Origin of the sequence: Nocardia sp. GCM10030253 (assembly GCF_042675075.1) — a bacterium.
Lineage (GTDB): Bacteria > Actinomycetota > Actinomycetes > Mycobacteriales > Mycobacteriaceae > Nocardia.
Window position 1 is genome coordinate 1 of sequence record NZ_JBHTDL010000005.1, and the last position, 21,336, is coordinate 21,336.

1 protein-coding gene and 2 pseudogenes are annotated in these 21,336 nt (G+C 67.1%); all 3 read right to left on the minus strand.

Translation table 11 applies throughout. The features are described from left to right. Window positions 1-4,099: pseudogene (locus ACFQZZ_RS08505) on the minus strand (amino acid adenylation domain-containing protein); the annotation flags it as partial. 252 nt (window positions 4,100-4,351) lie between these two features. Next, a complete protein-coding gene (locus ACFQZZ_RS08510) occupies window positions 4,352-11,776 on the minus strand; it encodes an amino acid adenylation domain-containing protein (RefSeq protein ID WP_378676509.1) in 7,425 nt (2,474 codons plus the stop codon). Window positions 11,777-12,028: 252 nt separating this feature from the next. Then, a pseudogene (locus ACFQZZ_RS08515) lies at window positions 12,029-20,977 on the minus strand (amino acid adenylation domain-containing protein); the annotation flags it as partial. Window positions 20,978-21,336 lie beyond the last annotated feature (359 nt).

Genomic DNA, 21,336 nt, shown 5'->3' on the forward strand with positions numbered 1-21,336 from the left:
GCAACCGCTGCGCAGTCGCCGCAGGCAACGCCTCACCGATCGCCAACACCCGACGCAACGACCCGGACAGCAGCCCATCCGATTCGGTCAGCAGGGCGTCCAGCATCGACGGCACCACATGCAGCGTGGTAACGGCCGTGGTGCGCATCAGCTCGTTGAGGTAGCCGGGATCGCGATGCCCGTCGGCCGCGGCAATGACCAAGCGGCCACCGGATGCCGCCGCCGACCAGAACTCCCACACCGACAGGTCGAACGTCGCGGCCGTCTTCAACAGCACCGCGTCTTGCGCGCCGAGGCCGAATTCGTCCGTCTTCCACTGCAACTGGTTGGCGATCGCGCCGTGCGGAACTGCCACACCCTTGGGCTGACCGGTCGAACCCGAGGTGAAGATGACATACGCCGTGTTCGCGGCTGTCAGGCTGCTGCGACGCTCGTCCACCGATATAGGCGCATCGGAGTACCCCGACACGTCGACCTCGTCGATCACCACCGAATCGACCGCCGCAGCCACGAATCCATCACGACCCGTCGTCAACACACACACCGGCCCCGCAGTCGCGAGAACATACTCGACCCGCTCCACAGGCTGATCCGGATCCACCGGCACATACGCCGCACCCGACTTCGCCACCGCATACATCGCAACAACCACATCGACCGACCGGCGAATCGCCAACGCCACCCGATCCTCCGGACCCACACCACGCCCGATCAGATACCGCGCCAAACGATTCACCCGAGAATCGAGCTCGCCATAGGTCAACTCGCGACGGCCCTCCGGCCCATCGGCAACCAACGCCACCGCATCCGGCGTCGCCGCAACCGTCGCATCCAACAACGACACCAGCGTCGCGGTCGTATCGACCACGCGCGCCGTATCGTTCCAGCCCGCGAGAATCCGAGTGGACTCCTCCGGCGCCAGCAACTCGATCTCGCCCACCAACACCTCGGCATCGGCGATCACGGCATCGAGCACCCGGACGAACCGATCCGCGAAACCACGCACCGTCGCCTCGTCGAACAGGTCGACGGCGTAACCGAACTCGGCGACGATCTCGGCGGGGGTGCCGTCCTCGGCATACCGGTCGTTGAACGAAATATGCAGATCGGTCTTGGCGAGCTGCAGATCGAATTCCACACCGCTGACCGACAACCCGGGGAGCTCGAACGTGGTCTCGGCCAGGTTCTGGAACGACAGACCCACTTGGAACAGCGGATTGCGCGACATCGAACGCACCGGGTTCAGCGCCTCGACAATGCGCTCGAACGGCACATCCGCGTTCGCGAATGCCTCCAGATCCCGCTCCCGCACCTCGACGAGCAGGTCCGAGAACCGGTCGCCCGCCGCGACACCCGTACGGAATACCAACGTGTTGACGAACATGCCGATCAGGTCATCGAGTTCGCGTTCGCCGCGACCCGCGATCGGGGTGCCGACCGCGATATCGTCGCCACCCGAAAGCCGCGCGAGCAGCACCGCCAACGCCGCGTGCACGACCATGAACAGTGACGCATGGCTTGCTCGCGCCAATTCGTGCAGACGCGCGTGTCGGTCCGGCGAGATCTCGAAGCGAACCGCCTTACCGCGGAACGACTGCGCGGCCGGACGCGGCCGATCGGTAGGCAACTCCAGTTGATCCGGCAGTCCGGCCAATGCCGACTGCCAGTACGCGATCTGCCGCGCGGCCAGCGATTCCGGATCGTCCTCCGAGCCGAGCACCGCTCGTTCCCACACCGCGTAATCGGCGTACTGCACCGGCAGCGGAACCCATTGCGGCGCGTCCCCGGCCACGCGCGCGGTGTAGGCCAGCATCAGGTCGCGCGCCAGCGGCGCCATGGACGCACCGTCCGCGGCCACGTGGTGCACCACGAACGCCACCACGTGTTCGTCAGGGGCCAACCGGAACAGCGCCATCGCGAGCGGCACCTCGACCGTGACATCGAAGGTGGTCAACGCGAATTCGATCAGCTCGGGCACCAGATCGGCTTCGTCCGCGTCGAACGGAAGCAACGCGAAGGGGGTGGCGGGCACCGGATGGATCACCTGATGCGGGCGGTCGCCGGAACTCGGATAGGTCGTCCGCAGCACCTCGTGGCGGATCAGCACATCGCCGATCGCCGCGCCGAGCGCGACCACGTCCAGCGCACCCGACAGCCGAACCGCGAGTGGAATGTTGTCCACCGCCGAGGTTGCCGTGTCGAACTGGTTGAGGAACCAATACCGTTGCTGCGCCAGCGACAGCGGAATCTGCTCCGGCCGCTCGCCCGCGACCAGCCGCGGCCTGCTCTGCCCCGAACCCGCGTTGCGCTCGACCAGCACCGCCAGTGCGCCGACCGTCGACGCGTCGAACAGGTCGCGGACCGCGAGCCGAGTGTCCAGCGCGGCGTCCAGGCGCGCGGTCACCTGGGTGGCGAGCAGGGAATTGCCACCGAGCTCGAAGAAATCGTCGTCCAGGCCGACCCGGGCGACCCCGAGCACGTCACCGAATGTGCCTGCGACGATCTCCTCGACCGGTGTAGACGGTGCGCGGAACGCCTTCGCCGCGAACACCGGCGCGGGCAATGCCGCCCGATCCAGCTTGCCCGTCGGAGTCAGCGGTATCGCACGCAGGACCGTGATGGCGGCGGGCACCATGTGGGTGGGCAGGGCCTGTTCGGCCAGCGCCGTCAAGGCCACCGTGTCGACCGGCGACCCATTCACCGCGTGCACGTACGACGCGAGAACCGTGGCCCCGCTATCGAGCTGGTGACCGACCGTGACGGCGAGGTCGACGTCCGGATGCGATGCCAGCACCGCATCGATCTCGCCGAGTTCGATGCGGAACCCGCGGATCTTCACCTGGGAGTCGTTGCGACCCAGGTACTCCAGCTCCCCGGTGGGAGTACGCCGCACCAGATCGCCGGTGCGGTAAAGCCTGCCGCCGCCGGAACCGAACGGATCGGCCACGAAGCGCGCGGCAGTGAGCGCGGGCTGGTCGTGGTAGCCGCGAGCCAGTTGCGCTCCCGCGACATACAGCTCACCGATCACCCGGTCGGGCACCGGCCGCAACCGGTCGTTGAGCACATACGCGGTGATGCCACGGATCGATGTACCGAGGGTCACCGGCGCACCCGGCACCAGCGGCTCGCTGATATTGGTCGCCACGGTGGCTTCGGTGGGACCGTAGGCGTCGAAGAACTCCCGCACCGCACCGGTGCCGATCGGAACCACCCAGCGCCGCACCAGCTCCGGCGGACACACGTCGCCGCCGACGATCACCACGGCCACATCGTCGAGACCGGCCGGATCCACCGAGGCCAACGCCGCGGGCGTGACGAACGCGTGTGTCACCGCTTCCCTGCGCAGTACGGTGGCGAGTTCCGCACCGCCGTACACCGTCGGCGCCACCACCACCATGGTCGCGGCGCCGCCGAGCGCGAGCAGCAGCTCGAGCACCGACGCGTCGAACGACGGGGACGCGAAATGCAGGGTGCGTGCGGCCCGCGTGACCCGATAGCGGGCCCGCTGCTCATCGCACAGGCGCGCGAGCCCGGCGTGCGTGACGATCACACCCTTCGGCTTGCCGGTGGAGCCTGAGGTATAGATGACGTACGCGGGATGTTCGGCGTACAACGGCCGCACCCGGTCCAGATAGGTGATCCGGTCCGCCGGATACTGCTCCAGTAGCTGTGCCGTCTCCTGGGTATCGATCATCAGCCATTCGGCCAGGTCGGGCAGATCGTCACGGACCCCGGCGACGGTCAGCCCGAAGCTCACCCCGGAATCGCCGACCATGTGCGCGACCCGCTCCGCCGGATAGTTCGGGTCCACCGGGACGAATCCGGCGCCGGTCTTGGCGACCGCCCACACGGCGAGCACCGAATGCAGCGATCGCGGCATGGCCACCGCGACCAGGGCTTCGGGGCCGACGCCCCGCTCGATGAGCAACCGCGCAAGCCGGGTCGACCGTTCGTCGAGCTCGGCATAGCTCAGCGCGACGGATCTGCTGGTCGCATCGGCACAGACGATGGCGGTTCCCGCCGGATTCGCTTCCACGGCAGCCGCTATCAACTGCGGCAAGGTGGTGGCGCGCGCCCTGCTGATCCTGGCGGGACGGACCCGGGCCGTGCGTGTCATGCGTGCACCGCTTTCGATGTCTCGTGCCGACGTTGTCCGACCACGCGAAACATGAAGCAGCTCACCTTACCTATTCACCCGAACTTGCTCCCCTCCACAGCGCCTACCGAGAGCATCGCCGGGGTGCACGGCAATCGTTACCGCATCTACCTCGCCTGAGCTCGCGACGGAGACGGCAACCGCTGCCGTAGGGGACCGCTACATTATGGGGTCGCGGACGAAAATTGGGGCCGACTACCGGAGCAGATCGGGCAAAGCGACGACCTCGACGGTGTTCTCCGTGATGAGCATCGATCGGGCAGCACCATCGTCGAGCACCACAACCTGCAGCTCAGCCGGTTCGCCGAGATCGAAGGCAGCGAGTCCGGCGGCGTCGGTGAACAAGTGTGTGACCCATTCGTCGGCAAGCACCGCGGGCAATTCGAGCTCCCCCGTTTCCGGTGCGACCACCACCGTGGCGCCGACCGAGCCGGTGGCAACCACTTCGAGGACCGCGGCCATCGCATCGGGGCGACCCAGCCGGAAAGTACGGGATTCGAACGTGAGCCCGGTGCGGGCGACCAACCGCTCGGCCGCAGTCGACAGTTCGTCGTAGGTCACCGTCGCGCCGGTCTCGGCGAGCACGATCGCGGGATCGTCACCGCGCAGCGTCCTTGTCCGATTCGCGTATGTCACGGGTTTGGACGATTGCACGTCGATTTCGGCGGTTACCGCGGGATCGTCGAGCTCCAGCCAGTCGATGCCGCCGGTCGGCGCCGCACTGCCGCGCGCGACATCGCCTGCCGCGGTGATACCTATCACGAGCGCGGGCTCGCCCGGCAGCGCCGAGTCCGTCGTCCGCACCGGAACCAGGGTGGCGCCGGCCTTCAGCACTGCCCAGACGGTGGTCGCCGCGTCGGCACCACGGTCGAGTCGCACCGCGACGCCCGTGCCCGGCCCGCAGCCGTGCCCGATCAATACTCGGGCCAGTCGCGACGATCGGGCGTCGAGGTCCTGGTAGGACAGTTCGGCTTCGCCGGACACCACCGCTTGTCCGGACGGATCGGATTCCACCGCGACGGCCAGCAATTGGGTAGGCGCGATCCGCGCGGTCGACGCGGAATTCTCGGCGCCTGCCGCCACGGTCGTGGCCGATCCGGCCTGCACCCGATGACGCTCCTGTGCGTCGAGAATGTCGATGTCGCCGACGCACACCTGGGGGTCGGCCACGACGGCGGCGAGGATGCGCTCGAAGCGCCGCCCGAATGCCTGCACCGTGGCGTGGTCGAAAATATCCGTCGCATAGGCGAACACCGCGACCATCTCCTCGGGCGATCCGTCGCCGCCATGCCGCGGCTCGACGATCAGCTGGAGATCGAACTTCGCGGTCACGGTGCCCGCGTCCAGACCCGTCACCGTCAAACCCGGCAGTTCCAGCGACGGCGGCTCGGTGTCCTCGAACGACAGCGCCACCTGGAACAGCGGATGATGCCCCGCGGGGCGTGCGAGGACGGTCTCCTCCACCACCCGCTCGAACGGGATGTCCGCATTGGCGAATGCCGAAAGGTCGGTCTCCCTGACCTGGTCGACGAGTGCGGCGAAGCCGATACCGGACGGCACCGCGGTACGCAGCGTCAGTGAATTGACGAACATGCCGACCAGATCGTCGAGTGCGCGCTCGGCACGCCCCGCGAAAGGCGTGCCGACCGCGATATCGGAGCTGCCCGACAGCCGCGCGAGGAGCACGGCCAGTGCCGCGTGCACGACCATGAACAGCGTCGAATGATGTTCCCGCGCAATGCGCACGAGACCTTCGTGCACTGCGGCGGGCACCCGGATCGCGGTCGACGCGCCCCGCATGGACGGCGTGGCGGGCCGCGGCCGGTCGAGCGGGAGTTCCAAGGTGCCCGACAATCCGTCGAGCTGTTCGCGCCAGTACGCCAATTGCCTTGCCGCGATGGAGCTCTCGTCGTCATCGTCGCCGATGACCGCGCGCTGCCAGATGGCGAAGTCCGCGTAGTGCACCTCCAGCGGCAGCCAGCCTGGCGAATTGCCGTGGATGCGTGCGAGATAGGCGGTCATCAGGTCCCGCGACAGCGGCGCCACCGAGGCGCCGTCCGCGGTGATGTGGTGCAGTACCAAGACGAGCAGATGTACCTCCGCGGAACCAGCGTGGCGGACCGCCGCGGTGACGTTCAGCAGCAGCGCCCGCACCGGAACCTGCTCTGTCACATCGAATCCGGTGGACATCATGTCGGTGAGCCTGGCAACCGGGTCGGCGGTGACCTCGACCTCGAGGCCGCCGGGGAGCACCCGGTCGACCGGCAGGATCTCCTGATACGCCGACCCGCCCGGCCCGTCCGTCGGATAGCGGGTGCGCAGCGACTCGTGCCGGTCCAGCACGTCGGCGACGGCATAGCGCAGCGCGGAGACATCCAGCGCCCCGGTCAGCCGGATCGCCATCGGGATGTTGTAGGCGAGCGAGTCCGGATCGACCCGGTTCAGAACCCACATCCGCTGCTGGGCCAGCGACAGCGGGATCCGGTCGGGCCGTGTCGCGCGCACCAGTGGCGTCCTGGCTTCGGCGGCTGCCTCGGCGCCGGGCACGATGCGGGCGGCGAGCGTCCCGACGGTGCTCGCCTCGAACAACTCGCGCACCACGATGTTGGCGTGCAGCGCCCCATTGATCCTGGCGACGGCCTTGGTCGCGAGCAGCGAGTTGCCGCCGAGCAGGAAGAAGTCGTCATCCAGTCCCACCTCGGTGACGCCGAGCAGTCCGGCGAACACCTCTGCGACGGCTTGTTCGATCGGCGAGCCCGGCGCGCGGAACGCGACGGCGCTGACGAATTCCGGTGCGGGCAGCGCCTTTCGATCGAGCTTGCCGTTGGGTGTGAGCGGCAGCGTCTCGATGATCTGGAACGCATCGGGAACCATATAGCCGGTGAGGAATTCGGCAACCTGAGTGCGCAGTTCGATCGGATCGAGCCGGACGGCGCCGTCGTCGGACGACGCGGGCACGACATACCCGATGAGCCGATCGCCCGCGTGCTCGTCCGCGTGGACGAGCACCGCGGCCTGGCTCACCCCGGTACAGCGCAGCAGCGCGGACTCGATCTCGCCGAGCTCGATGCGGAACCCGCGCAACTGCACCTGCTGATCGCTGCGCCCCGCGTACTCCAGGCTCGCCTCACCGCCGAAGCCGACCCAGCGACCGACATCGCCGCTGCGGTACATCCGAGATCCCGGCGCGCCGAACGGATTCGCGACGAATCGCGTCGCCGCCAGTCCCGGTCTACCGAGATACCCACGCGACAGCTGACCGCCCGCGACATAGATTTCTCCGGCGACTCCGACCGGCGCGGGATGCAGCCGATTGTCGAGGACGTAGGCGTCCAGGCCGGGCAGGGCGCGGCCGATCACACTCGCGGCATTGTCGACGAGTTGCTCGTCGAGCGAAAGGAACGACACATGCACCGTGGTTTCGGTGATGCCGTACATGTTCACCAGCCACGGCTCGTTCATCGCATGCCGCTCGTACCAGGGCCGCAGCTGGCGCAGATCCAGTGCCTCGCCGCCGAATACCACGTACCGCAGCGCCAGCTTGCCCTCATCGGCGGAGTGCGCCGCGCGATCGGCCTCGGCCAGCTGATAGAACGCCGATGGCGTCTGATTGAGCACGGTGACTCGTTCGCGAATCAGCAACTCGCGGAACTGTTCCGGAGCCCGCGAGGTGAAGTGGTCGACCACCACCACGGAACCGCCGTTGGCCAGCGCACACCACAACTCCCACACCGAGAAGTCGAAGGCGAAGGAGTGGAACAGCGTCCACACATCCGTCTCGTCGAACTCGAAAAGCAGCTGAGTATTGGCGAACAGTTCCAAGACATTGCGGTGCGTGACACCGACGCCCTTGGGCTCGCCCGTCGATCCGGAGGTGTAGATGACGTAGGCCAGATTGTCCGGGCGCAGCCGCGCGATCCGATCGGCATCGGTGATTCTGGCATCGGAGAGTTCGGCCGCCTCGTCCAACAGCACGACAGGAATGTCACCGGGGGGCAAGGTATCCCGTTCGCTCGCGGTGCTGAGCACACATACCGGCGCCGCGTCCGCGAGCATGAATTCCAGCCGCTGCACCGGATACGCGGTGTCGATGGGCAGGTACCCCGCGCCGGTCGTGAGCACGGCAAGCAGGGCGACCGGCAGGTCCTCGGTCCGCGCAACCGCTACGGCCACCAGCGATTCCGGCCTGGCGCCGTGGGCGATCAATGCCCGCGCCACCCGGTTCGCACGGCGCTGCAACTCACCGAAGGTCAGCGTGGTGTCACCGAAACGCACCGCGACAGCGTCGGGGCGCTGCCGTACCTGCGCGGCGATGAGGTCGACCAGCGTAACCTCTGGCACCCGTACACCGGGGGTATTCCATTCGTGCAGCACCAGTTCGTGTTCACCCGGTGCGTACACGTCGATATCGCCCACCACGGCGGCGGAATCGGCGGTCACCGCGTTGAGGATCTTGCGGAAGCGATCGGCGAAGTCGTGCACAGTCGCCGCGTCGAACAGATCCGTCGCATAGGTGAACAGCGCCGAAATGCCCTGCGCGGCACCTTCGGCGGTGAGGTCTTCGACCACTTCCAGCTGCAGGTCGAACTTCGCGAGCGGTAGCGCCATCTCGATGCCCGACACCGCGAGACCGGGAAGTTCCAGCTCGGTCTGCGTCATGTTCTGGAAGGTCAGCATCACCTGGAACAGCGGGTGCCTGGCAGTAGAACGGACCGGATCGAGCAGCTCCACCAGCCGCTCGAACGGCACGTCGGCATGCCCGAAGGCATTCACATCGGTGCGACGCACTTCGCGCAACAGCTGGTCGAAGCTGCTGTCCGGGTCGACATCGGTACGCAGCACCAGGGTATTGACGAACATACCGATCAAGTCGTCGAGAGCAGCCTCACCACGACCCGCGACCGGAGTACCGATCGCGATATCCCTGGTACCGGACAACCGCGCGAGCAACACCGCGAGCGCGGCGTGCACCACCATGAACAGCGTCGAATTGTGCTGTTGCGCAATACCCCGCAACGCCTGGTGCACCTCGGCATCGATATCGAAGGCGAGAACGGCGCCGCTGTTGGTCGCGACTACCGGACGCGGTCGGTCCACCGGCAATTCCAGCTGGCCGGGCAGCGCTGCCAATTCGTGCTGCCAGTAGGCGATCTGCTGGGCCAAAAGGGAATTCGCGTCGTCCTCGTTGCCGAGAGTCGCTCGCTGCCAGATCGTGTAATCGGCGTACTGCGCGGTCAGTACCGGCCAGTCCGGCTGTCCGCCCCGCGTCCGAATCGCGTACGCGGCCATCAGGTCCCGGGCCAGCGGCTCCATCGAGAAACCGTCGCCCGCGATGTGGTGGACCACGCACACCAGCACGTGCTCGGATTCACTGCTCTGGAACAGCTGTAGCCGAACCGGCGGCGCGGTGGTCACATCGAATCCGCCGACGATGGCCGCGGTGACGAAGCGGGGCAGATCGGCCGCGGCGGCCTGCTGGACCTCGAATTCCGGAATCGCCAGCGCATCCTCGACCGGCAGCACGACCTGAAAGCCCTCGCCGTCGACATCGGGATAGATCGTGCGCAACGACTCGTGCCGCTCGACCACATCGCGCACCGCGGCGCGCAGCGCGTCGACATCGAGCCGACCCGATAGCCGGACCGCGACGGGAATGTTGTTGACCGCACCGGCCGGGTCGAAGCGGTTCAAGAACCACATCCGCTGCTGTGCGTACGACAACGGAATCCGATCAGGACGCGGCAGCGTACCCAGCGCAGGGCCGGTGGCCGCGCCGGCCAGCCGCTCCACCCGATCGGCAAGCGCCGCAACGGTAGACGCCTCGAAGAGCACCTGCACCGGCACTCGCGTCTCTAGCGCGTTGCCGATGCGGGCCACAGCCTGCGCGGCGAGCAGCGAGTTTCCGCCGAGCTCGAAGAAATCGTCATCCGCACCGACCCGGCCACCGGTATCGGTCGCACCCGCGACGAGCAGCGCCGCGAAGACGTCGGCGACGATCTGCTCCGCACGGGTGGCCGGGGCGCGGAATTGCTTGGTCGCGAACGCCGGCTCCGGCAGTGCGGCCCGGTCCAGCTTGCCGACCGGGGTGAGCGGAATTTCGTCGAGCACCACGATGGCGCTGGGAACCATATAGGCGGGCAGTGATTTTCCGGCGAATGCGGCGAGCTCGCCGGTGTCGACAAGGACGCCGGGTTGTGGCAGCACATAGCCGACAAGCGCCATCGATCCCGACGGGAGCGTGGTGCCGGTGGTAGCGGCGAAGTCGATACCGGGGTAGCTGGTCAGCACATTGTCGATCTCACCGAGTTCGACGCGCAGACCGCGGATCTTCACCTGGAAGTCGGAGCGGCCGAGATATTCGAAGGCGCCGTCGGTTTCGCGCCGCCGGACCAGATCACCGGTGCGATAGAGCCGGCCGCCCGCGCAGCCGGTATCCGCACCGAACGGGCTGGCGACGAACCGTTCCGCTGTCAGCCCGGGCCGCCCAAGATAGCCCTGCGCCAACGCCGCCCCGGAGAGGTACAGCTCGCCGATCACTCCGGCGGGCACCGGACGCAACCGAGAATCCAGGACGAACGCGCCTACTCCCGGAATGGCCGCGCCGATGGTGACGTCCGCTCGGGGCCGCATCGGCGCGGTGGTAGTGACCATGACTGTGGCCTCGGTCGGACCGTAGGCGTTGAACATTTCGCGGCCGCCGGTGGCCCAGCGGCCGACGAGTTCGGGATTGACCCGGTCGCCGCCCACCACGACAACGCGCAGTTCCCCGAGGCCGGTCGGCTCGACGGACTCCAGCGCGCCCGGTGTGATCAGCAGATGGGTGATCTGCTCACGGCGCACCAGTTCGGCCAGATCGGCGCCGCCGAACACCTTCGGCGGCACGATGACGAGCGTGGCGCCCGAGGAGAACGTGAACAGCATCTCCATCAGCGAGAAGTCGAAGCTCGGTGAGCTCAGCTGCGTGACCCGGGACGCTCCGGTCACCGTGTAGCGCTCACACTGCGCGGCAACCAGGCCGGACAGACCGGTGTGGGTGACAACGACACCCTTCGGCAGTCCCGTCGATCCCGAGGTGTAGATGACGTAGGCGGGATGCGTTTCGACGAGCGGCCGGACCCGATCGGTATAAGAGATCGGATGCTCGGGCCGGGCGGCGAACCGTTCGGCGACCACCGGATCGTCGAGTTCGATCCAGTAGACCGAGCGCCCGAGGCCCGCGCGATGCGCCTGGGTCGTGAGTCCGAACAGGACCTGCGAGTCGGACAGGATGTGCGCGATCCGGTCCGGCGGATACGCCGGATCGACCGGCACATAGGCCGCGCCGGTCTTCGCGACGGCCCACACCGCGAGCACCGATTCCACTGAACGGGTGATCGCGATCGCCACCAGGTCCCCCGGCCCGGCACCGCGATCGATCAACTCACGCGCCAGCCGTGAGGATGCCTCGTCCAGCTCACGGTAGGTGAGCTCGCGCTGATCGACAGGATCACCGGTCGGATTGAATCGGATTGCCACCGAGTCCGCCGCCGACTCGACCGCAGCCGTCAGCAGCTGCCCGAAAAGCGGCGCCCCCGACCGTCGACGGCGGTTAACACGAACAGAACGCCGAGCAGTATCCATTCGAGTGCATTCACCTCTCGCGTCAAGCCGGGCCACGCGGCCGAACTATCTCCAAAGCCCCACTTCGAGGTCGTCGTGCTGGGCGAATGCGCCCGTACAACGAGATAAGTGTAGGCGTGCGCCGGTGACCGCCTTGGTTATCCCATGCATCGAGTAGGTGGGCTCACAGTGTTACGCCCCGGTAAGTTTCATTCTTACCCGGGAGTCGATCTGACGCGAGCCGTTCGGCGAATGTTCTGACTGAGCGACAGTTCAGAATGCATTGCGACGCCAGGTCTCGGTCAGCACTTTGCCGATCCGATCGAGCGCGGTGTCGGTGGTCATCCGCCAGTGCGTGGACGGTACCGCGTGATTGTGCACCGTGCCATCCACCACATCGTCCCAGGTGGCCGCGCCGGCGCCGCCGGTCGGGTCGTCGTGGGCTGCGGTGAGGTAGACGAGGTCACCGACGAACGTCCGCGCGCGATATTCGGCGGTGAACCCGGCCGAGCGGATACCGGCCTCCAGCACCCTGGCGATCCGTTCGGCGCCGAAGGAAGCGAAAGGCTCGGGCAACCCGGCCAAGCGCTGGGCGAGGTCGGTCACATCCACGTCCGCGCCGAGTCCGAGATCGGATGCCTGGCCGCCGAGCAGACCGCCGAGCAACTCGGCAATGGGCACTGCCGCCGACTCGTCGTGCACCGGCACCAGGTGGCTGTCCATCATCGCCAGCAACGCGACCTGCGCACCTTCGCTCTGCAATTGCACCGCCATCGCATGCGCGATAACGCCGCCGAGCGACCACCCGAGCAGGTGGTACGGGCCTTCCGGCTGCACCGAGCGGATCTCGGCGACATAGCGGCGTGCCCAGTCCTCGATCGAATCCGGCAGCGGCTCGTCGGAACCGAGCACCGGTGACTGCAGACCGTAGATCGGCCGGTCCCGCTCGAGGTGCGCGGCCAGACCTGCGAACGACCAGGAGATCCCGCCGATGGGATGGACGCAGAACAGCGGCTCGGTATTACCGGACGGCCGCAACGGCAGCAGCACGTCGAAGGCGGCGCCCGCGTCGAGCTGCCCCACTCGGCGCGCCTCCAACTCGGCGACCAACTCCGCGGGCGTCGGTGCGGTGAACAGCGACATCACCGGCACCCGCATGGCGAGAACCACACTCAGTCGTGCCGCCAGCTCGGTGGCGACCAGCGAGTTGCCGCCGCGCTCGAAGAAGTTGTCATCCAATCCGATGCGCTCGGCGCCGAGCACCGCGGCGAACGCGTCGCAGACCATGGTTTCCCACACGGTGACCGGCGGCCGGTACTCGCGGGTGATCGACTCGGGCTCCGGCAGGGCGTTGCGGTCCAGCTTGCCGTTCGCATTGAGCGGCAGGGCGTCCAGCACCGAGAAGGCGTCCGGCACCATATAAGAAGGCAGCACGGCGTTCAGCGCCGATTTCACCCGCGCCACATCCACCTCACCGTGCGCGGGTACCAGGTAGGCCACCAGGCGGTCACCGGTGCGCGCGTCGGACCTGGCCAGCGCCACCGCCCGCGCGATCTGCGGCAGCGCCGACAGTGCCGCCTCGATTTCACCGAGCTCGATGCGGAAGCCACGAATTTTCACCTGGAAATCGGTGCGGCCCTGGTACTCCAGCTCACCGCTGTCGTTCCAGGCCACCAGATCGCCGGTGCGATACATCCGAGCGCCCGGCTCGAATGGATTCGCCACGAACCGATCCGCCGTCAGTTCCGGGCTGCCGAAATACCCGCGCGCCAACTGCGCACCCGCGAGACACAGCTCGCCCGCCACCCCGGGCGGCACCGGCTGCAACCGTGAATCCAGCACGTAGACAGAGCTGTTCCATTCCGGCGCGCCGATCGACACCGACACCTGGTCGACATCGGAGACGCAATGGCTGGTGATCGACACCGCGGCCTCGGTCGGGCCGTACAGGTTGAACAGCGGCGCGGCGTTGTTGGCGCGGAACCGCTGGGCGGTCGCGGCAGGAAGCGCCTCCCCGATCGCCAGCACCCGCCGCAATGACTTCGGCAGTCGGCCATCGGCATCCACCAGCAATGCGTCCAGCATCGAGGGAACCACGTGCAGCGTGGTCACGCTGGTGTCGTCGATCAGCCGGTTCAGATAGGCGGGCTCACGGTGTCCGTCCGGCGCGGCGATGACCAGCTTGCCGCCGCAGACCGCCGCGGACCAGAACTCCCACACCGAGAGATCGAACGTCGCGGCCGTCTTCAGCAGCACCGCGTCAGCGGTGCCGAGCTCGAATTCCGCTGTCTTCCACAGCAACTGGTTCACAATGGCGGCGTGCGTGACCGCAACGCCCTTCGGAAGGCCGGTCGACCCCGACGTGAAGATCACATACGCGGTATTGGCCGGACACAATGCGCCGCGGCGTTCGGCCGCGGCGATCGGATCGCCCGAGTAGACCGACAGCTCCAGCAGATCGACCTCGACGGTTTCGGCGGCCGAGGTGGCGAATCCGTCTCGAACCGTGGTCAGCACACACACCGGGGCCGAGGTCCGCAGAATATGGTCGACGCGGTCGCGCGGCTGGTCCGCATCGATCGGCACATACGCCGCACCGGCTTTCGCCACCGCATACATCGCGATCACCAGATCGACCGAACGACGGATGGCCAATGCCACTCGATCCTCCGGTCCGACGCCACGTTCGATCAAATGCCGCGCGAGCTGGTTCACTCGCGCATCCAGCTCGGCGAAGCTCAGCTCACGGCGACCGGCAGGTTCGTCGGCAATCAACGCCACCGCATCCGGGTTCGCCGACACGCTCGTATCAAGCAGCGAGACGAGCGTGTCGGGCGCACCGACCGGGTGCTCGGTGTCGTTCCAGGTGGACAGGATTCGTTCGCGTTCCGCCGATGTCAGCAGATCGATCTCGCCGACCCGCACCGCCGCGTCGGCGACAACGGCATCCAGCAGGCGGTGGAACCGCTCCGTGAAAGAACACACGGTCGACTCGTCGAACAGATCAGTGGCATAGGTGACCACGCCACCGATCCCCGCCGGATTGCCGTCCGCGTCGTAGGTGTCGCCGACGATCCAATGCAGATCGAACTGCGAGACCTCGGTATTGATATCCACGCCCGACACGGTCAGACCGGGCAACTCGAACGTGGCGCCGCCGATATTCTGGAACGAAAGGCCGACCTGGAACAGCGGGTGCCGCGCGGTCGAGCGCACCGGGTTGAGCACCTCGACGAGCCGCTCGAACGGCACATCCGCGTGCGCGAACGCCTGGATATCCGTTTCCCGTTGGCGCGCAAGCAAATCCGTGAACGATTCGCCCTGGTCGACCTGGGTCCGGAACACCAGGGTGTTGACGAACATGCCGATCAGATCGTCGAGCTCACGCTCACCACGACCCGCCATCGGCGTACCGATGGCGATGTCATCAGTGCCGGACAAGCGCGAGAGCAACGCGGCGAGTGCGGTGTGCACGACCATGAACAGCGTCGCGCCTTGCGCCCGCGCCACGTCCATCAAGGCCCGATGGGTAGCCGCGGCGATCCGCACCTCGACCTTGCCACCGGCGAACGACTGCACCGCGGGCCGCGGCCGGTCCGACGGCAGATCCAACTGATCCGGCAGCTCCGCCAACGCATTTCGCCAGTACGCGATCTGCCCGGCCGCCAACGACTCCGGATCTTCTTCGCTGCCCAGCAGCTCACGCTGCCAGACACTGAAGTCCGCGTACTGCACCGCGAGCGGCGCCCAACCGGGAGCCTCCCCCATCGAACGCGCGACATAGGCCGTCATCAGGTCCCGAGTCAACGGCCCGATCGACGAACCGTCACCGGAAATGTGATGAATCACCAGTGCAAGTACATATTCGGTACCGGACGCGCCGAGCCGGAACAAACCGGCCTGCATCGGCACCTCGGCCGTCACATCGAAGACTGTCGACAGGAACGCGCGGACAGTGGATTCGATCTGCTCCGGGTCGACCGTCGCGACAACCAACTCCGGAACCGCCTGCGCCACCGGCAGAATCACCTGCACCGGGCCGTCCTCGGTCTGCGGATACACCGTGCGCAGAATCTCGTGCCGCGCAACCAGATCCGCGACCGCCTGACGCAACGCCGCCACATCGAGCGCACCGGTCAACCGGACCGCGATCGGAATGTTGTAGGCCGTCGACGCGGCATCGAAGCGGTTGAGGAACCACATCCGCTGCTGCGCGAGCGACAACGGAATCCGCTCCGGCCGCGGGCCGGCGACCAGGGCCAGGCGACGCTCACCACCGGCACTTTCGACCCGCACCGCCAGCGCGGCCACGGTCGAGGTCTCGAACAACACGCGTACGGGCACCGTCGTGTCCAAGGCCGCGCCGATCCGCGCAACTACCTGGGTAGCCAGCAGGGAATTGCCGCCGAGGGCGAAGAAGTCGTCGTCCGCGCCGACTCGTTGCGCACCGAGCACATCCGCGAATACCTCGGCCACGATCTCCTCGATCGGCGTCGAGGGCGCACGGAATGCCTTGGCCTCGAACTCCGGCTCCGGCAACGCCTTCCGATCCAGCTTGCCGTTGACATTGAGCGGCAGCGCATCGAGCACCACGAACGCCGAGGGCACCATGTACGACGGCAGTGCCGCGCTCAGTGCCGATTTCACCTGCGCCACATCTATGTCACCGTGCGCGGGCACCAGATAGGCGACCAGGCGATCGCCGGTCCGCGCGTCGGACGTGGCCAGTACCGCGGTCTGCGCGATCCGCGGCAACGCCAGCAGTGCCGCCTCGATCTCACCCAGCTCGATACGGAAGCCACGAATCTTCACCTGGAAGTCGGTGCGGCCCCGGTAGTCGAGCTCACCTGCGGCGTTCCATGCCACCAGGTCGCCGGTGCGATACAGCCGACCACCCGACCCGAAGGGGTCGGCCACGAACCGATCCGCGGTCAGATCCGGTCGACCGAAGTAACCGCGAGCCAATTGCGCACCCGCTAAATACAACTCACCCGCGACACCGACCGGAACCGGCCGCAACCTGGCATCGAGTACGTACACCCGGCTGTTCCATTCGGGTGCACCGATCGGCACCGACACCTGGTCGGCGCTGGTGACCCGATGGCTGGTGATCGACACCGCCGCCTCGGTCGGGCCATACAGATTGAACAGTTCCTTCTGCGGATACTCCCGCAGGAAACGCTGCGCGAGCGCACCGGGCAGCGCCTCACCGATCGCCAATACCCGCCGCAACGTGAACGGCAGCGTGCCGACGAGCAATGCGTCCAGCATCGACGGAACCACATGCAATGTGGTCACCGATTCACGCGCCATCAAATCGTTCAGATACGAGGGGTCACGATGCCCGTCCGGTGCGGCGATCACCAAACGACCACCACACACAGCCGCCGACCAGAACTCCCACACCGAAAGGTCGAACGTCGCGGCCGTCTTCAACAGCACCGCGTCACCCGGACCCAACCCGAATTTCGCTGCCTTCCACAGCAACTGGTTGGCGATCGCACCGTGCGAGACAGCGACGCCCTTCGGACGACCGGTCGACCCGGACGTGAAAATCACATACGCGGTGTGCTGCGCATCCACCGGCGCGACGCGCTCCGCGTCGGCGATCGGCGCGTCCGAAATACCTGCCGGATCGAGCTCATCCATCCGCACCACGGTCGCAACCGTAGTGGCGAAGTCCGCCTCGGCGTTGGTCAGCACACACACGGGCCTGGCGGTTTCGAGAATGTAGCCGGTTCGCTCGGCAGGCTGATCCGGATCCACCGGAACGTACGCACCACCGGCCCGCGCCACCGCATACATGGCGACCACCAGGTCAACCGAGCGGCGCAAGGCGAGAGCAACCCTCGCCTCCGGTCCAACGCCCTGCGAAAGCAGGTACCTCGCAAGACGATTCACCCGAGCGTTCAGCTGACGGTAGGTCATCGAGTCGCCATCGGAACCGACGAGTGCCACCGCATCCGGTGCCGCGGCCACCGTCGTGTCCAGCAACGACACTAGGGTCGCCGCCGAGTTCACCGGGTGTTCGGTGGCATTTCGGTCGACCACCAGCGCGACCCGCTCGGCCGCATCGAGTACGTCGATGTCGCCGACCGCGCCGCGCGGCGCGGCGATGATCGCATCGAGCAGTCGTTGGAATCGCTCGACGAAGCCGCGCGCCGTCGATTCGTCGAACAAGCCGGTGGCGTAGGTGAGCGCCCCACCGATTCCAGCCGGGTTCCCCTCCGCGTCGTAGCTGTCACCGACGATCCAGTGCAGATCGAACTGCGACACCGCGGCATCGAAATCCACAGCCGACACCGTCAGGTCCGGCAACTCCAGTTCGGACTTGGCCAGGTTCTGGAACGAAAGACCCACCTGGAACAGCGGATGGCGCGCGGTCGAGCGCTCCGGGTTGAGTACCTCGACGAGTCGCTCGAACGGCACATCCGCGTGCGCAAGCGCCTGGATATCCGATTTGCGTTGGCGCGCAAGCAAATCCGTGAAGGACTCGCCGGCGTCGAGCTGGGTCCGGAACACCAGGGTGTTGACGAACATGCCGATCAGATCGTCGAGCTCACGCTCACCACGACCCGCCATCGGCGTACCGACGGCGATATCGTCGGTGCCCGACAAACGAGCCAGCAGTACCGCCAGCGCGGTATGCACGACCATGAACAACGTCGCGCCCTCGGCTCGCGCCAATTGCACCAGGCCCCGGTGCGTTTCGGCGTCGATCCGCACCTCGACCTTGCCGCCCGCGAACGATTGCACCGCGGGTCGCGGCCGATCCGATGGCAGGTCCAATTGATCGGGCAGATCCGCGAGCGCGCCCCGCCAATACGCGATCTGCTCGGCCGCCATGGACTCCGCGTCGTCCTCGCTGCCCAACAGTTCACGCTGCCAGATGCTGAAGTCCGCGTACTGCACCACGAGCGGAGTCCACTCCGGCGCCAGGTCCACCGATCGCGCCGCGTACGCAGTCATCAGATCACGCGTCAATGGACCGATCGAGGACCCGTCGCCAGCGATATGGTGCACGACCAGCGCAAGCACGTACTCGGTATCGGACTCGGCGAGCCGGAACAACCCGGCACGCAACGGCACCTCGGCCGTCACATCGAAGACTGTCGACAGGAACGCCGCTACCGCGGCCTCGATCTCCTGCGCGCCGACCACGCGGACGTCCAGCTCCGGTGTCGCCTGCTCCGCGGGCAGGATCACCTGCACCGGACCGTCCTCGGTCTCCGGGTAGATGGTCCGCAACACCTCGTGCCTGGCAACGAGATCCGCGACTGCCGCGGCGAGGGCTCGGTTGTCCAGCGCACCGCGCAGGCGGACCGCGATCGGAATGTTGTAGGCCGTCGACTCCGGATCGAACCGGTTCAGGAACCACATGCGCTGCTGCGCGAGCGACAACGGAATCCGCTCCGGCCGGGGGCGGGCGAGCAGCTCATGGCGGCCGCCCTGCCCGGCGAGCGCGGCGATCCGAGTGGCCAAATCGGCAACCACGGGGGCCTCGAAGACGACCTTTGCGGGCACCCGGGTGCCGATGAGCGCACCGATCCTGGCGGCGACCTGGGTGACGGTCAGCGAGTTGCCGCCCAGTTCGAAGAAGTCGTCGTCGGCGCCGATCGGCTCCGCGCTGCCGACCAATTCCGCGAAAACCTCGGCGACCATGACCTCGAACCGGCCCGATGGAGCCCGAAAGACCTTGGTGTGCAGCCGCGGTGCGGGCAACGCTCGCCGATCCAGCTTTCCGACCGGGGTCAGCGGAATCTCGTCGAGCACGGTAATGCTGGTCGGCACCATGTGCGCGGGCAGCCGCTGCTGTGCGAACGCGGTCAACTCCTCGGCATCGACCACGGCCGCGCCGGTCAGGTGCACATAGGCGGCCAGAATAGTCGTGCCGTTGTCGAGTTCGTGTCCGATGGTCGCGGCGAAATCGACGTAGTCGTGTGCGCCCAGCACCGCGTCGATTTCGCCGAGCTCGATACGGAAGCCGCGGATCTTCACCTGGAAGTCGTTGCGCCCCAGGTACTCCAGCTCGCCGCCCAGGGTCCAGCGCACCAAGTCACCGGTGCGGTACACGCGAGAACCACCGGCATCGAACGGATTCGGCACAAATCGCGCCGCGGTCAGCCCCGGGCGGGCGTGATATCCGCGGGCCTGCTGCGACCCGGTGATGTAGAGCTCGCCCACCACGCCATCGGGCACCGGCCGCAGTCGCTCGTCGAGGACGTACTCACCGATCGCGCGGATCGGCCCGCCGATCGTCACCGGCTCACCCGGCACCATCGGCGCGCTGATGTTCGTCATGATCGTGGTCTCGGTGGGCCCATAGCCGTTGAAGAATTCGCGCGTGCGCTCCGGCCCGATCGGCAATACCCAGCGCCGCACCAGATCCGGCGGGCAGGCCTCGCCACCGGCTACCACTACCCGCAGCTCGTCGAGTCCGGTCGGATCCACCGAGGCAAGGGCCGCCGGGGTGACGAACGCATGCGTCGCCCGCTCGCGTCGCAGCAGCGCCGCCAGTTCGTCGCCGCCGTACACCGTGGGCGAGACCACCACCATCGTGGCCGCGCCGCCCAGCGCGAGCAGCAGTTCGAGCATCGACGCGTCGAAGGCCGGCGACGCGAAATGCAGCGTGCGTGAGGTACTCGTCACCCGGTACCGAACACGCTGCTCCTCGCAGAAACCCGCCAGTCCGGCCTGGGTGACTGTCACGCCTTTCGGCGTGCCCGTCGACCCGGAGGTATAGATCACGTAGGCCGGATGCGCACCGCGCAGTGGCCGCACTCGGTCGGCGTTGGTGATCAGCAGGTCCGGATGCCCCGCGACCTCGGCCCCGAACTCCTGCGCGTCGATGACCAGCCATTCGACCTGGTCCGGCAGGTCGTCGCGGACCGATGCGACGGTGAGCCCGAGTACCGCACCGGAATCCGACACCGTGTGTGCGATCCGCTCGGCGGGATAATTCGGGTCGACCGGCACAAAACCCGCGCCCGTCTTGGCCACCGCCCATGCCGCGAGCACGGACTCCACCGACCTCGGAATCCCGACCACGACTAGATCTTCGGGACCGATCCCACGGTCGATCAGCAACCACGCAAGACGCGTCGACCGCTCGTCGAGTTCGGCGTAGGTCAGCTGGGCCGATGTCGTCGCCGCATCGGCGAAGACCACTGCGGTGCCGTGCGGATTCGCTTCCACCGCGGCCGCCATGAGCTGCGGCAGAGTGGTTACCCGAGCCCACCTGGTCCTCGCGGGGCGCGTCCGAATCGTCTGTGTCATGCGCCGACCGCCCGGTGAACTCGGGATCCGAACCGCTCCGCCGCCGCTAACCCGCAGCGATGGTCGTTACAGGCCGACAGGCTAGGAGCACGCATTCGAAAACAGACACCTCTCGAGTCGAACTCGGCGCGCGCGTGAAGCCAGTCGGTTCAGCCTTCCCCACCTGATCCGACGGCACTGCCGAGCAACATTGTCTGACAACGACGCAAGTTTAGGTCTGCGTGAACAAGAAACGAGCCATTCACTTCGAATTTGCTCATTGCCGACATGTACGACGCAAGCATGTAGTGCGCGTATTTGGGATA

Excerpts from the sequence above, each read along its gene's own strand:
- ACFQZZ_RS08510 (WP_378676509.1), bottom strand. The coding sequence starts at position 11,776 with ATGGATACTGCTCGGCGTTCTGTTCGTGTTAACCGCCGTCGACGGTCG.